The organism is Coriobacteriaceae bacterium (assembly GCA_025992855.1).
GTDB lineage: Bacteria > Actinomycetota > Coriobacteriia > Coriobacteriales > Coriobacteriaceae > Collinsella.
Window position 1 is genome coordinate 1289405 of sequence record DAJPGB010000001.1, and the last position, 13544, is coordinate 1302948.

Consider the following 13544-nt stretch of genomic DNA (forward strand, 5'->3'; position numbering starts at 1 on the left):
GTTTACCTTTGCATTTACTTTCAACCTGAAGGTTAATGTGCGCAGGGGTCGACCCATGCTATGGCTATAACCTTTGTTCGGAGGACCGACATGCACGAGACAGAGATCAACAACTACCTTGCCGTCATTAAGGTGGTCGGCGTCGGCGGCGGCGGTACCAACGCGGTCAATCGAATGATCGAAGAGGGCATCCGCGGCGTCGAGTTTGTTGCCATCAACACCGATGCTCAGGCACTCGCGATCTCTGATGCCGATATCAAGGTGCACATCGGCACCGACCTTACCCGCGGCCTGGGCGCCGGCGCCAACCCCGAGGTTGGCCGCAAGGCTGCCGATGAGTCCCGCGACGACATTGCCGAGGCGCTCGCTGGCGCCGATATGGTGTTCATCACCTGCGGCGAGGGCGGTGGCACCGGTACCGGCGCTGCTCCCATCGTTGCCGATATCGCGATGAACGAGGTCGGTGCGCTGACCGTCGCCGTCGTGACCAAGCCCTTCACCTTCGAGGGCCGCAAGCGCAAGAAGAGCGCCGAGGAGGGCATTAAGACCCTCTCCGATTGCGTCGACACCATGATCGTCATCCCTAACGATAAGCTGCTCGACATCGCCGAGAAGAAGACCACCATGCTCGAGGCCTTCGCGATTGCCGATGGCGTCCTTTCCCAGGGCACCCAGGGCATCACCGACCTCATCACCGTCCCCGGTATCATCAACCTGGACTTCGCCGATGTTAAGACCATCATGAAGCAGGCCGGTACCGCCATGATGGGTATCGGTACCTCTTCTGGGGACACCCGTGCCGTCGACGCTGCCCAGCAGGCCATCTCCAGCCCGCTGCTCGAGAGCTCCATCGATGGCGCCACGCGCGTGCTGCTCTCCATCGCCGGTTCCAAGGACCTGGGCATCCAGGAGATCAGCGACGCCGCCGACGTTGTCGCCAACGCCGTCGACCCCGAGGCCAACATCATCTTCGGTACCGTTGTCGACGAGTCCCTGGGCGATCAGGTGCGTATCACCGTCATCGCTACGGGCTTCTCCGACTCCAACGTCAACCGTCAGGACGAGCTCTTTGCTGCTCAGCAGTCTCAGAGCAAGGCCGCTGCCTCCGCTGAGCCGCAGCGCACCGCTCCTGCCACGAGCCCGGCTCAGGCCGCTCCGACCCGCAACGTCGGTGGCACCGAGCTTCCTAACTTCGGCAACGATCAGTTCGAGCTTCCCGACTTCCTGAAGCGCGGTAGCTTCTAAGTCGTTCTTTGCATTGTTGTGCACAGGGGCGTGTCCGTATGGACGCGCCCTTTTTATTTCGACTTTGTAAACTAGAACCTCCAATCTCTTTACGTTCCCTTTACGATTGCCTCCAGCGCAGCAGGTATCCTTTTAGAGAAGTATGACAGCCGTATAAACGCGGGCTGTAGCGGCGATGCCGCGGTACTTGTGTTATTAGGAGGCTTTAGTATGGCAGCACGTGCGGACAAAGTTTCGCGTGTCGACCATGATGGAGTTACGTTGGTGGAGGGCGCGACATCCGATGTTCGCTTTGCCTTCACCGAGCGTGCCGGTGGCGTTTCCGAAGATGCGTACTCCTCACTCAACTTGGGCTCGCATGTTGGCGATGACCCCTTTGCTGTTCAAGAAAATCGTCGTCGTGCGCTCGAGGCTATGGGTGCCGCCGAGTGCGAGCACAACCTGCTCGTTCCCAATCAGGTCCATGGTGATCATATCGTTGCGGTGACCTCGAACGGCGCCGATGACCTTGAGGACGTTCGCGAGCAGATTGCCGAGGGCTGTGATGCCATCGTCTGCACGGCGCATAACGTGCCCGTGCTGCTCTGCTTTGCCGACTGCGTTCCCGTGGTGCTGGTGGCCCCCGGCGGATTTGCCGTGGTGCACTCCGGTTGGAAGGGCACGATTGCACGTATTTCTGCCAAGGCGTGCCAGGCGCTTTGCGATGCTGCCGGCTGCGATGCGAGCGACGTTTCCGCCTATATCGGGCCCCATATCCTGGGTGACGAGTACGAGGTTTCCCAGGAGCTCATGGATCGCTTTGCCGCCGAGTTCTCTTGCATCGATGCGAGTGCCTCTCGCATGCTCGATCTTTCCGCTGCCATTTGCGAGGCGCTGGTAGATGTCGGTGTCGACGCGGATAATATCGTGGATACCCAGCTTTCGACCGTGCGTCAGAACGACCGCTTTTATTCCTACCGTAACGAGGGCGGCACCTGTGGGCGCCATGCCGCGATCGGCGTGATGCTATGAGAAAGATCGTATCGGTCCTGAGCGCCGCTGTGCTTACGCTTACGCTGTGCGCCTGTTCTTCGGGATCTTCTACCTCTTCCATTACCGTGGCCGGCTCCACGACCTGCCTTCCTATCGCCGAAATTGCGGCAGAGGGCTTTAAGGAGGAGACCGGCATCGACGTGCTCGTTTCCGGTTTGGGCTCTTCCGCTGGCATCGAAGCCGTCAGCGCTGGCACGGCCGATATCGCCAGCTCCTCCCGTGGACTCAATGCCGACGAACAGGATCTGGGCCTGACTCCCATCGTCATTGCCCACGACGGTATCGCGGTCATCGTGAACGAAGACAACCCCGTCGATAACCTCTCGACCGAGCAGCTCCGCGATATCTATGCCGGCAAGATCACCAACTGGAAAGAAGTCGGTGGCGAGGACCTGAGGATTCAGGTTATCAACCGAGATGAGGCGTCTGGCACGCGTGAAGCCTTCCGCACCATCGTGATGGACGGCACCCCGTTCGATCGCCGCTCCGCCGTTCTTTCGGGCACGGGCCAGGTGCGCGACGTGGTATCTCGTTCGCGCGGGGCTATCGGCTACATTTCGCTGGGCTTCGTCGATAGCCTCAACGCCAAGACCTCGGTCAAGGCCGTCTCGGTCAATCATGTTGAGGCGTCCGAGAAGACGGTCGCGAGTGGCGGCTATCCCATCTCGCGCGACCTTTACTTCTTTGTGAAGGGTGCGCCTTCGCAGCAGGCGCAGGATTACATCGACTACGTGACGTCCGAAAAGATGGACAAGCAGATTCGCGAGGCGGGCTTTATTCCCGTCACCAACGACGAGAAGGGGAGTGAGTAGCATGGAAGCACAGGAAAACTCCCAGACTGAGCAGAATGCTCAGGCGCCCAAGAAGCGCGAGCTGGCGCTCGTATCGCGCAGCACCTATATCAAGGAGAAGGCGCTGCAGTGGATTTTCTTTGCCTGCGCGTTCTTGGCGGTTGTTACCGTCATCCTGATTTTTGTCTTTACCACGTACTCGGCGCTGCCCGTCTTTACCGACATCGGTCTGGCGGACTTCTTTAGCTTTACGTGGGCGCCCTCTGAGGGCCACTACGGCATCGTGTCGCTGCTTGCCGGCTCGGGTCTGGTGACCGTCGGTGCGCTCGCCATGGGTGTGCCCCTAGGCGTGGGCACGGCCGTGTATCTGGTCGAGATCGCCAGCAAGCGCGTGCGCAAGCTCATCAGCCCTGCCGTTGACCTGTTGGCCGGCATCCCTTCTATCATCTATGGCTTCTTTGGCATGATCATCATCCGTCCGTTTATCGCGCAACTGACCGGTGGTCTTGGTTTTGGTGCGCTGACGGCGTGGTTCGTGCTTGCCATCATGATCGTCCCTACCATCACCACGCTCACCATCGATGCCCTCAATTCCATTCCCATGGGTATTCGCGAGGCATCGTATGCCATGGGTGCTACTAAGTGGCAGACCATCTATAAGGTCGTGCTACCTGCCGCCAAGCTGGGTATCGTGGATGCCATCGTGCTGGGTATGGGCCGTGCCATCGGCGAGACCATGGCCGTGCTCATGGTCGTGGGTAACGCCCCGGTTATTCCCGACAGCATTGCGAGCCCCATCTCGACGCTCACGAGCCAGATTGCGCTCGACATGAGCTATTCCTCGGGTCTGCATCGCTCGGCGCTGTTCGGCATGGGCGTGGTCCTGTTTATCATTTCCGCCACGCTGGTGGGCATCGTCCGCCTGGTTTCCAAGAAGAAGAGGGGGTAGGCTATGTCCGATTCCGTTGACACGACGGTCGATACGACCTCGTCGCGCGAGCGCATCAAGCGTGCCCTTTCCCACGGCAAGAAGGGCCGCATCAACAAGGACCTGTCCAACAAGATCATGCTTGGCGTGTTCCGTGCCGCGGCATACATCACCACGCTGGTGCTGGTCGCTATCATCGCCTACGTGGTCATCAACGGCCTGCCACACATCTCGCTCGACTTTATCTTCGGTTGGCCCCAGGGCGTCAACGCCGAGGGCGGTATTTGGCCCACGATCGTCTCGACCGTCTATGTGACGGCGCTCGCCATGCTTATCTGCACGCCGATCGCTGTGCTGGCAGCCGTCTATCTGGCCGAGTACGCCAAGCAGGGCAAGATCGTTGAGCTCATTCGCTACGCTGCTGACGCTTTGGCCTCGGTGCCCTCCATCGTTATGGGCCTGTTTGGCTACGCCTTGTTTGTCGAGGCTATGGGTCTGGGCCTTTCGATGGTCTCGGCCGCTCTGGCGCTTGCGCTCTTGATGCTTCCCATCGTCATGCGCACCACCGAAGAGGCCATTCGCGCCGTTCCGCGCTATATCCGTTGGGGCGCGTATGGCCTGGGCGCCACCAAGTGGCAGGTTGTCTCCAAGATCGTGCTTCCTTCTGCCTTTGGCCGTATTGCCACGGGCATTGTCCTTGCCATCGGCCGTGCCATTGGCGAGACCGCCGTGGTGCTCTACACCATGGGCCAGGCCATCAATCTACCTATCTCGCCGCTCGATTCCGGCCGCCCCATGACCGTTCACCTGTACCTGCTTGCCAACGACGGCATCAACATGAACGCAGCCTACGGCACCGCGCTATTGCTGATGGTGATCATTCTGGCCTTCAACCTGTTTGCGCGCTTCCTGTCGCGCAAGCGTCGCTAGTTAAGGAGTCCCATGTCCGTTTATCAGTCCGCTCCCACGCTGGAGCAAGCGGCCATTACGGCCAAGGATTTCAACTTTTGGTACGGTGACTTTCATGCGCTGACGGGGCTTGACCTCAACATCGCCAAAAACGCCATCACCTCCTTCATTGGCCCTTCGGGCTGCGGCAAGTCGACGTTTTTGCGCTGCATCAACCGCATGAATGACCTGATTGAGGGCACGCGCGTCGAGGGCACCATGACGCTCGACGGCAACGATATCTATGCCGAGGGTGTCGATCCGGTCGATCTCCGTCGTCGCGTGGGCATGATCTTTCAGCAGCCCAACCCGTTTCCCAAATCCATCTACGAGAATGTCGCCTTTGGCCCTCGTCTGCAGGGCGTGACTAGCAAAAGCGACCTCGATGACATCGTGGAAGAATCGCTCAAGCGCGCCAACCTCTGGAAAGAGGTATCCAATCAGCTCAACAAGGATGGTTTGGCGCTCTCGGGCGGTCAGCAGCAGCGTCTGTGCATCGCGCGCGTGCTTGCGGTGCAACCCGATGTCCTCCTGATGGACGAGCCCTGCTCCGCCATCGACCCCACTTCCGTCTCTAAGGTCGAGGATCTGATGGCCGAGCTGGCGCCCGAGATGACGATTATCATCGTCACGCATTCAATGCAGCAGGCAGCTCGTATCAGTGACTACACCGCGTTCTTCTTGCAGGAAGTTGCCGGCGAGCCCGCTACGCTCATCGAGTATGGTCAAACCGACGCGATCTTCACCAGCCCGGTGGACTCGCGGACGGAAGACTATATCACCGGCCGCTTTGGCTGATCGGTGCGACTAGTCCCAAGCCGATCGGATCTGGTCCGGTGCGTATTCACTGTGCGGGCGGCATGACCGCACCCAACTGATTGGAGTGAACCATGCGCAAACTGTTTTCCCGTCAGCTCATCGAGGCCCGCCACGAGATGCTGAGCATCTACGAGGCCGTCGATCTGGCCCTCCACGATGCCGTGAAGGCCTATGTGACCGACGACCGCAAGCTCGCCACCAAGACCAAGAAGCGTACGCTTTCGATTGACGCACGCTGCGCCAACCTGGAGGCCGTCTGCTACAACCTGATTGCCACGCAGTCACCGGTCGCCTCCGACTTCCGCTTGCTGCAGACGATCATCTACGTCGACTTTAACCTGCAGCGCATGACCGATAAGGTTCGCCAGATCTGCCGCGCCACGCGTCATATGATCAAGGCCGACATCTCGCTGCCCAAGGAGCTTGTCGGCACGGTCGAGGCCGAGGCTGAGGCCGTCTACCAGGTGCTGGGCTCTTCGCTTTCTGCGCTCGTCACCAACGACATGTCCATCATCTGCAACTTGGCCGTCGAGGACGAGCCAGTGCACGCCGCCTACGAGAAGTTCTTCCGCACCTTTAACCGCATGGACACGGGCGATTTTATGGACGACGACAGCAACTATGACGACCTGCGCCGCGCCATCATGGTATCGCGCTATCTCGATCGCATCGCCTCGATTTCCATCGATGCCGCCTGCCGTCTGACCTTCCTGTTGACCGGACAGCGTATGACTGCCGGTGATATCGCCTGCACTGATGAGGATGAGCTCGAGAGCATGCGCGTGCCTTCGGGCGAGGGTGTTATCATGAGGCCCGCCGTCGATGCACGCTACGTTGCCAAGGTGCCCGTTAACGAGGTCAGCGAGGGTCTTCGCTACCTGCTCGATCATCTTGAGGATGAGGACGATGGCGAGGACGACGAGGAGTAAGTAACCCCGTTCGTCGAAAGATTGTAAATACCTAAGTGAGCGCGGCCTTGCACATGCGGGGCCGCGCTCTTGCGTTAGCATGGGACTACTTGTTTGGCTGTCAGCGGAGGCGATTGGCAATGGATAACTATTTGGACTTGATGCGCGCTCGCCGCGAGCAGATTCTGGAACGTTTTTATGCGGCGCTCGATCGCGCGGGCCGTCCCCACGACGCCGCGCGCCTCATTGCCGTGTCCAAGACCGTTGGTGTCGATGAGACCGTTGCCGCCATCCAGGCGGGGTATCGCCATTTTGCCGAGAATCGCCCGCAGGAGCTGGTTCGCAAGCTCACAGGTTTGGCGGAGCATCCGGAGCTGCCCGAGGTGCGCTTCGATATGATCGGCAACCTGCAGACCAATAAGATCAATGCGGTGCTGGGCTCAGCCGAGCTGATTCACTCGGTGGGTTCGCTGCATCTGGCGCAGGCGATCTCGAGCCGTGCTGTCCGCAAGATTGAGGCAGGCGAGCTCGCCGGCCCCCAGCGTATGCTCATCGAGGTCAATGTGAGTGGTGAGGAGTCGAAGGGAGGCTTTTCGCCCGATGAGATTCGCGCCGCCGCGGGTGAGCTTGCGGAACTTGAGGGAATTTGCGTACAGGGGCTTATGACTATGGCGCCCCGGGGGAATAAGGACGTGGCACGCCGCACCTTTGCGGGGCTTCGTGAGCTGAGGGATGAGCTGGAGGCGGCGCATCCCGATTTGAACCTGCCTGAGCTTTCCTGCGGCATGAGCGAGGACTTTGAGCCTGCCCTTGAGGAGGGCTCTACGCTCGTTCGCCTGGGCAGGGTAGTATTTAGCCCGGAGTTTGCAGTAAAATAAGGCTCTGAAGTGCGCACTGATTATCGGGGCGCCTGCACTAAACCGCGAGAGGACACAACCATGGGCTTCCTTGACGAGATTAAAAATAAGATGCACCTGGGCGGCCAGCAGGGTTACGACCAGGGTTATGGCCAGGACGACGACTACGGCTACGATGACGGCTATGACGATAGTTATCAGGGCAACGGCTACAGCGGTGCTTCGGGCGAGGGCTTCTACACCCAAGACGAGCCGAGCAACGGCCTGCTTGGCCAGACGCGCCGCGGTGAAGCTGAGTCGGTTGCCGTGTATACGCGCTCCGGTCAGCTGGTCGGCGATGACTCCCGCCATGCCACGACGTATAACCCGCCTTCGCGCTCGCAGGACAGTGTTGCGAGCGGTTATCGTCCTGGTGCCTATGACACGCCGTCGAGCTACGCCGAGAACACCCGCGCCCGTGCCGCCGCTGCGCCCGCGCCTGCACCGAGCGATGCCTCGGCCTATGCGAGCAATATCATCAACGCCACACCGCAGCTGCCGGCCTATGTCCTGCGCCCCGAGAGCTATGACGACGTGGAGACCGTGGTGCGCCGCGTTCGCACCAAGCAGCCTGTCGCACTGATTTTTGTGGGCGTACGCACCGAAGTTGCCAAGCGCGTCTTGGACTTCTCTTACGGCTTTGCCTGCGGTCTGGGTGCCACGGTCAAGGAGGTGGGCGACCGCGTGTTCATGGTGCTGCCCGCCGGTTGCGAGGTCAAAGATTCCGATCTCAAGAAGCTTCGTGCCGACGGCTACCTTAAGTAAAGACAAGACGAGGAGATTCCCATCAACATCTACACTATCGTCCAGCTGGTCAACACGCTGTTCAACTTCTATTCCACGCTCATTGTCGTCTACTGCTTTATGACGTGGATTCCCATGAAGCAGGGCGGTTTGCTTCAGGATATTGCCGCGGTGCTTGATAGCGTGTGCGGTCCGTGGCTCAACCTGTTCCGTCGTTTCATCCCGCCGATGGGCGGTATCGATTTTTCGCCGGTCGTTGCGATTATTGCGTTGCAGTTGGTGCAGAGGCTGGTTCTGCAGCTTCTTATAGGTATACTCGTGTAGAACTGTCTTAGTAACTTACGTCGGGCGTGTAGCGCCGAGGCGATGAAAAAGGAGACTTGTTATGGCTATTACCCCTGCAGACATCCAGGCTCAGACGTTCTCTGAGGCCAAGCGTGGCTACGATCCTGCTGAGGTCGACGTCTTCTTGGAGACGCTGTCCTCTGAGGTTGACGCTATGCTCGCTAAGATCGTCGACCTTAAGGGTCGTCTGACTGCTACCGAGCAGCAGCTTGCCGATGCGCAGGCTCAGCTTGCCCAGGCTCAGGATGCCCCCGCCCAGGCCGTTCCTGCCGCCCCCGTGGCTGCTCCCGCCCCTGACTTCTCCGCTCAGGAGCGCCAGATTTCCGCTGCCCTGATCGCTGCCCAGCAGACCGCTGAGACCATCGTCAACGATGCCAATGAGAACGCTGAGCGTATTCGCAACGAGGCTGACGCCAAGGCCCGCGAGGTTATCCGCCAGGCTCTGACCGAAAAGCAGGCTGAGCTCGAGGAGATCGATCGTCTCAAGGCTTCTCGTGAGGAGTTCAAGGCCGAGTATCTCAAGCTCATCCAGCACTTCATGGACGATGCCCAGAACTCCTTCCCGGCCGACCTCATGGCCTCCACGCCGGTCGGTTCTGCCGCTTCTCCTGCGGTGACTGTTCCCGCCGAGCCGCTGCCCGTCGCTGACCCGGTTGTCCCCGTGGCCGATCCCTTCGCCCCGATCGACAACTTCGCTGCCGACGACCTGGACTAACATTCGGCCTACAATTTAGTGCCTAGAAAGGACCCGCAGCTTGCGGGTCCTTTTTTATGACTGTACCGGGGCGCGCAACATAAAAAACCGAGCCCTGCACATAGTGGCGCAGAACTCGGCGAACCGGTGAGCGGTCAAGGATAGGTTTTAGGGCATGTCCCAAAATCTACTTGAGGAGGAAGTCGGAGAGGAGAATGGTGCGGGCCTCGCGATGCTCGGAATCGGCGATGTGGTCGGCAGGATATCCGCAGACGAGCATGTGATAGGGATAGACGCCCTCGGGCAGGTTGAACTGCTCCTGTGCCACCTCAGGCTTAAAATGGCATACCCAGCACGTTCCCAGGCCCTGCTCGGTGGCCTCCATCATCATCTGGTCGCACACGATGGACGTATCGATTTCACTGGAATTCATCTGGTCATACGGGCGTACCCAAGCATCATCGGTAACGCTGCAAATAAGGAAGACAAGCGGAGCCCCAAAGATGGACCCATCACGAGCAAACCGAGGCTGACAAGCAGCAGCCTTCTCCAACAGCTCAGGCGTATCCAGCACCATCACACGGGCTGGATGATTATTACAAGCAGAAGGAGCAATACGCCCAGCCTCAACAATGGCATCCACAACAGCTTGCTCAACAGAACGATCCTGAAATTCACGACAAGAATACCGACCCCGAGCCAGATCCAAATAAGACATACAAGCCCTCCAACAATTAAAAATCAAACAAACCCAAAGTAACCCAAAGAGTACCCAAAGCGGCAATCAGCCAATCGCTCATCGAATACCAAAGTAAAACCCCGAGCAATCAAGGGCCATCACAGCAAAGGCCCCACCACGCTCAACCCCTCAGCCAAAGTTCCCAATGGTGGTACGTAAGGGAGCGGGCCCGACCACTAATACCTTTTGAACGACTCTGCTTGCAGCCGGAGTGAAAAAGGTATTAGTGGTCGGGCCCGCGACCGGTGGGATACGTACCCCCAATTAACTGTTCTTCATGACAATCGAATCCACAACATCGGCCACATTCTCACAGCAGTCAGCGCAGTACTCCAGGAAGGCGTACACGTCACGCCAGGCGATGACCTCGAGCGGGTCCTTGCCGTTAACGTGCAGGTTGCGCATGGCGTTGATGTAGAGCTCGTCGGCCTCGGACTCGATGGTGTTGATCTGGATGACGAGTTCGCGCAGCGTTTTGGACTTGCGGTAGTTGGGAAGCTCGACCATCAGGTCTTTCATGGCGCGGCAGGCGTCAGTCACCTTGTGGGCGATGACGATGGCGTCGGGATGGATGCTCTGGATGTTGGTGAAGTAGACGCGCTGCACGACGCCCTCAATACGGTCGAGCACGGTGTCGAGCGCGCAGCTCATCAGATCCAGATCCTCGCGCTCGAGCGGGGTGATAAAGGCGGTGAGCAGGGCGTCTTCGAGCTCGTGGTGCTTCTTGTCTGCCGCATGCTCAATCGCATGCATCTTATTGAGCATGTCGTGAATCTGCGCGGGATCGAAGTTCTCAAAAATCTTGGTGAGCAGCTCTGCGGCCTGGACGGCGAGGTCGGCGCAAGCGACGTAGTTGTCAAAGTAGAACGAATCGGGTTTCTTTGCCATGGGTGGGTCCTTTCGAGGCGAAGACGGGTGGGCGAAGTGTTGCGGTCCGGATGGACGTTCGGTTTGATTAGAGGAACATCATGAACAGCTTGGCCATGACAAAGCTGATGAGTCCGCAGGCGGGGAAGGTGAAGAACCAGGTGAACATCATGTCCTTGACGACTCCGAAGTTGATGGCCGAGAGGCGCTTGACGGCACCGACGCCCATGATGGCGCAGGTCTTGATGTGTGTGGAGGACACGGGGATGCCGGTAAGGGTGGCAAGCAGCAGGTTCGCGGCGCCCGCGAGGTCGGCGGAGAAGCCCTGATACTTCTCGAGCTTAACCATGCTCTGGCCGACGGACTTGATGATGCGCTCACCGCCCACGCTGGTACCGATACCCATAGTGGCCGAGCACAGCAGCATAATCCAGATGGGGATGCCGGCATCGCCGACGCTGGTCTGGCCGTTTGCGAAGGCCACGCCTAAAAAGAGCACGCCGATGAACTTCTGTCCATCCTGCGCGCCGTGCATAAAGCTCATGGCCGCGGCGCTCGCGATCTGAGCGTATTTAAAGAAGACATTGGCACGTCGCCTGTTGGCGGCGGCGAAAAGAATCGAGACGAGTTTGCACAGGACCCAGCCCATGACAAAGCCCAGGCCGATGGAGAGCGCCAGGCCGTAGATGACCTTCATCCACTCGTGGACGTTGACGCTGCTCGCGCCGCCGAGGGCGATAGCGGCACCGGTCAGGCCGGCGATAAGGCTGTGGCTTTGCGAGGTGGGGATGCCAAAACGCGACGCTGTGGCACCGTAGACGACGATGGAGAACAGCGCCGCGCACAGACAGGCGAGCGCCATGGTGCTGTTTCCGCCAAAGTCGACGATATGTGAGATGGTGTTGGCGACGCTCGCATTAAAGTGCGTCATGATGAGCACGCCGAGGAAGTTGAATGCGGCGCTCATGAGAATGGCGGCGCGGGCGGGCATGCAACGCGTAGTGACGCAGGTCGCGATGGCGTTGGGCGCGTCGGTCCATCCATTGACGAAGATGGCGCCCAACGCGAGGATCACGGTGACGGCAAGGACTGGGTTCGACACAATTTGGCCGAGGAAGGTTGAGAACGTTACGTCCATATATGGGCTTTCTCGAAGTTTGCAGACACGTTACAAAAACATGATAAATCGTATCACCTCCTGCGGGTCTCTTTACCGAGTTCTGATGGGAGAAGTGAACTTTTTGGCACTAAAATTGAATATTAGCCCTGTTGACCGCGGGTGTTCTTTTTGCTAGCACGCCATGCGGACACGTGCGATTACTACGACACTCCAAAACCACAGTCTGTTCGCTTTACAACATGCAAACATGCGTTCGATAATAGGAGGCATGGAATATCGACAGACAGACGGCAAAACTCGGCGCGTACACAAGCAGTATGTGGACGTCGTGGCTCGCATCCTCGCGGGAGGACAAGTCGTGCCGGTCACCGTCTGCTGGGTCGACGGCCGTTGTTTTACGATCGACGAAATTATCTCGACCACCGGGTTTGGCCTGATGGTCCACGGCATCCGTACGGCAACATATAAGGTGCGTTTTGGCGGGCACGCGACCGAGTTGTATCTGGAGGACCAGACGCGCGAGCGGGCAGACGGCTCGCAGACACACGTGATGCGTTGGTGGGTCTGGGCCTTTGATCGTACGCTTGAGGGCGAGCGCCGTAGGTAAGGACGTGCGGCATTCGGGTACAATGGCAGGAATCTTGTTACCTACGGCGCTGTCGTGCGCTTTTTGAAAGGACGAAGTATGAACGATATCCAGGGCTATCAGAACGGCCCCGTCGAGAGCGGCGCAAGCCGCGCCAAGGAGATGTCGCCGCGCGCGTACAATCTCGCCATGTCTGCCCTGATCTTCTTGGGCTTTTGCGCCATGGGCGCCGGCGCCTACTTTACGAGCACCATGTCGTTTGCGCGCATGATGATGAGCGGCGCCGCCTTGCCGCTGGTCTTTGGCTCGTTTATTTTGACCATCGTCGGCATGGTCATGATGTCGGCCGCCGCCAGCAAGCAGTCCGTGGGCCTGTCCCTTGTGGGCTACGTAATCTTTGCGAGTACCTTTGGCCTGACCGCGTCGTTTGGCCTTGCCAACTATGACCTGCCCACCATCAACACCGCTTTTATCGCCACGGCCGCCATCACCTTTGTCTTTGGCGCGCTTGGCGTGACCTTCCCCAAGTTTTTCCAGCGTGTGTATGGCATCGGTTTTGGTATTCTGCTCGCCACTATTCTGGTTGAGATCGTGCTGATGTTCATGGGCGTTTCGCAGTCCATCACCGACCTGATCGTGATTGTGGTGTTCGCTGGCTTTATTGGCTACGACACCTATGTTGCCACGACGGTGCCGCCTACGCTGCCCAACGCCGTGCTCATGGCCTCTAACCTGTTCGTGGATATTATCAACGTGTTCCTGCGCATCCTGAACATCCTTGGCCGTCGCGACTAGTGGCGAATTGCGGCGGTGCTTGCCGTGCGTGCAAATCGATGCGAAAGGCGGTCCTTCGGGGCCGTCTTTTTTGTACGCGGCGGGGTA

Annotated in this window: 16 protein-coding genes; 13 read left to right on the top strand and 3 right to left on the bottom strand. The window is 58.9% G+C overall.

The features are described 5' to 3' along the window. Positions 1-90: 90 nt before the first annotated feature. From ftsZ to OIL88_05445, 11 genes are all read left to right on the top strand, one after another. Entirely contained in the window at positions 91-1245 is a 1155-nt protein-coding gene (ftsZ, locus tag OIL88_05395) for a cell division protein FtsZ (protein ID HJI71802.1), read from the top strand. 210 nt (positions 1246-1455) lie between these two features. Beyond that, positions 1456-2256: a polyphenol oxidase family protein gene (locus tag OIL88_05400; GenBank protein HJI71803.1), complete on the top strand. Its 801-nt coding sequence runs from the start codon at positions 1456-1458 to the stop codon at positions 2254-2256. After that, positions 2253-3089, top strand: a complete 837-nt coding sequence (locus OIL88_05405) for a phosphate ABC transporter substrate-binding protein (GenBank protein HJI71804.1) — start codon at positions 2253-2255, stop codon at positions 3087-3089. The genes OIL88_05400 and OIL88_05405 overlap by 4 nt, the downstream gene beginning before the upstream one ends. A gap of 1 nt (position 3090) precedes the next feature. Beyond that, positions 3091-4017: a phosphate ABC transporter permease subunit PstC gene (pstC, locus tag OIL88_05410; GenBank protein ID HJI71805.1), complete on the top strand. Its 927-nt coding sequence runs from the start codon at positions 3091-3093 to the stop codon at positions 4015-4017. A 3-nt stretch (positions 4018-4020) separates the two neighbouring features. Next, entirely contained in the window at positions 4021-4926 is a 906-nt protein-coding gene (gene pstA, locus OIL88_05415) for a phosphate ABC transporter permease PstA (GenBank protein HJI71806.1), read from the top strand. Positions 4927-4938: 12 nt separating this feature from the next. Then, entirely contained in the window at positions 4939-5742 is an 804-nt protein-coding gene (gene pstB / locus OIL88_05420; protein HJI71807.1) for a phosphate ABC transporter ATP-binding protein PstB, read from the top strand. Positions 5743-5834: 92 nt separating this feature from the next. Further along, positions 5835-6692, top strand: a complete 858-nt coding sequence (locus tag OIL88_05425) for a phosphate uptake regulator PhoU (GenBank protein HJI71808.1) — start codon at positions 5835-5837, stop codon at positions 6690-6692. 119 nt (positions 6693-6811) lie between these two features. Then, positions 6812-7549 carry a YggS family pyridoxal phosphate-dependent enzyme gene (locus tag OIL88_05430; protein HJI71809.1) on the top strand — a complete coding sequence of 246 codons (738 nt, stop codon included), beginning with the start codon at positions 6812-6814 and terminating at the stop codon, positions 7547-7549. A gap of 60 nt (positions 7550-7609) precedes the next feature. Next, entirely contained in the window at positions 7610-8332 is a 723-nt protein-coding gene (locus OIL88_05435) for a cell division protein SepF (GenBank protein ID HJI71810.1), read from the top strand. A gap of 57 nt (positions 8333-8389) precedes the next feature. Beyond that, positions 8390-8635: a YggT family protein gene (locus tag OIL88_05440; protein HJI71811.1), complete on the top strand. Its 246-nt coding sequence runs from the start codon at positions 8390-8392 to the stop codon at positions 8633-8635. A gap of 61 nt (positions 8636-8696) precedes the next feature. Next, entirely contained in the window at positions 8697-9371 is a 675-nt protein-coding gene (locus OIL88_05445) for a DivIVA domain-containing protein (GenBank protein HJI71812.1), read from the top strand. A gap of 166 nt (positions 9372-9537) precedes the next feature. Here OIL88_05445 and OIL88_05450 read toward each other — a convergent pair whose 3' ends face one another. From OIL88_05450 to OIL88_05460, 3 genes are all read right to left on the bottom strand, one after another. Beyond that, positions 9538-10068 (bottom strand): nitroreductase family protein, encoded by a 531-nt coding sequence (locus OIL88_05450; protein HJI71813.1) that lies wholly within the window; start codon positions 10066-10068, stop codon positions 9538-9540. A gap of 285 nt (positions 10069-10353) precedes the next feature. Next, positions 10354-10977, bottom strand: coding sequence for a DUF47 family protein (locus OIL88_05455; GenBank protein ID HJI71814.1), 624 nt, complete (start codon positions 10975-10977; stop codon positions 10354-10356). Positions 10978-11044: 67 nt separating this feature from the next. Next, the gene (locus OIL88_05460) at positions 11045-12094 is read right to left on the bottom strand and encodes an inorganic phosphate transporter (protein HJI71815.1); all 1050 of its coding nucleotides are present in this window, start codon (positions 12092-12094) and stop codon (positions 11045-11047) included. A gap of 250 nt (positions 12095-12344) precedes the next feature. Between OIL88_05460 and OIL88_05465 the strand changes: the two genes are divergently transcribed. After that, a complete protein-coding gene (locus tag OIL88_05465) occupies positions 12345-12683 on the top strand; it encodes a hypothetical protein (GenBank protein HJI71816.1) in 339 nt (112 codons plus the stop codon). Between the two features lie 78 nt (positions 12684-12761). Further along, complete coding sequence (locus tag OIL88_05470; protein ID HJI71817.1) at positions 12762-13457, top strand: Bax inhibitor-1 family protein; 696 nt, start codon at positions 12762-12764, stop codon at positions 13455-13457. The last annotated feature ends 87 nt before the right edge of the window (positions 13458-13544 follow it).

Coding starts and splice junctions, on each gene's coding strand:
- OIL88_05445 (HJI71812.1), top strand. CDS start 8,697: ATGGCTATTACCCCTGCAGACATCCAGGCTCAGACGTTCTCTGAGGCC.
- OIL88_05430 (HJI71809.1), top strand. CDS start 6,812: ATGGATAACTATTTGGACTTGATGCGCGCTCGCCGCGAGCAGATTCTG.
- OIL88_05405 (HJI71804.1), top strand. CDS start 2,253: ATGAGAAAGATCGTATCGGTCCTGAGCGCCGCTGTGCTTACGCTTACG.
- pstA (HJI71806.1), top strand. CDS start 4,021: ATGTCCGATTCCGTTGACACGACGGTCGATACGACCTCGTCGCGCGAG.
- OIL88_05425 (HJI71808.1), top strand. CDS start 5,835: ATGCGCAAACTGTTTTCCCGTCAGCTCATCGAGGCCCGCCACGAGATG.
- OIL88_05450 (HJI71813.1), bottom strand. CDS start 10,068: ATGTCTTATTTGGATCTGGCTCGGGGTCGGTATTCTTGTCGTGAATTT.
- pstC (HJI71805.1), top strand. CDS start 3,091: ATGGAAGCACAGGAAAACTCCCAGACTGAGCAGAATGCTCAGGCGCCC.
- OIL88_05435 (HJI71810.1), top strand. CDS start 7,610: ATGGGCTTCCTTGACGAGATTAAAAATAAGATGCACCTGGGCGGCCAG.
- OIL88_05455 (HJI71814.1), bottom strand. CDS start 10,977: ATGGCAAAGAAACCCGATTCGTTCTACTTTGACAACTACGTCGCTTGC.
- OIL88_05465 (HJI71816.1), top strand. CDS start 12,345: ATGGAATATCGACAGACAGACGGCAAAACTCGGCGCGTACACAAGCAG.
- OIL88_05460 (HJI71815.1), bottom strand. CDS start 12,094: ATGGACGTAACGTTCTCAACCTTCCTCGGCCAAATTGTGTCGAACCCA.
- OIL88_05400 (HJI71803.1), top strand. CDS start 1,456: ATGGCAGCACGTGCGGACAAAGTTTCGCGTGTCGACCATGATGGAGTT.
- OIL88_05470 (HJI71817.1), top strand. CDS start 12,762: ATGAACGATATCCAGGGCTATCAGAACGGCCCCGTCGAGAGCGGCGCA.
- ftsZ (HJI71802.1), top strand. CDS start 91: ATGCACGAGACAGAGATCAACAACTACCTTGCCGTCATTAAGGTGGTC.
- pstB (HJI71807.1), top strand. CDS start 4,939: ATGTCCGTTTATCAGTCCGCTCCCACGCTGGAGCAAGCGGCCATTACG.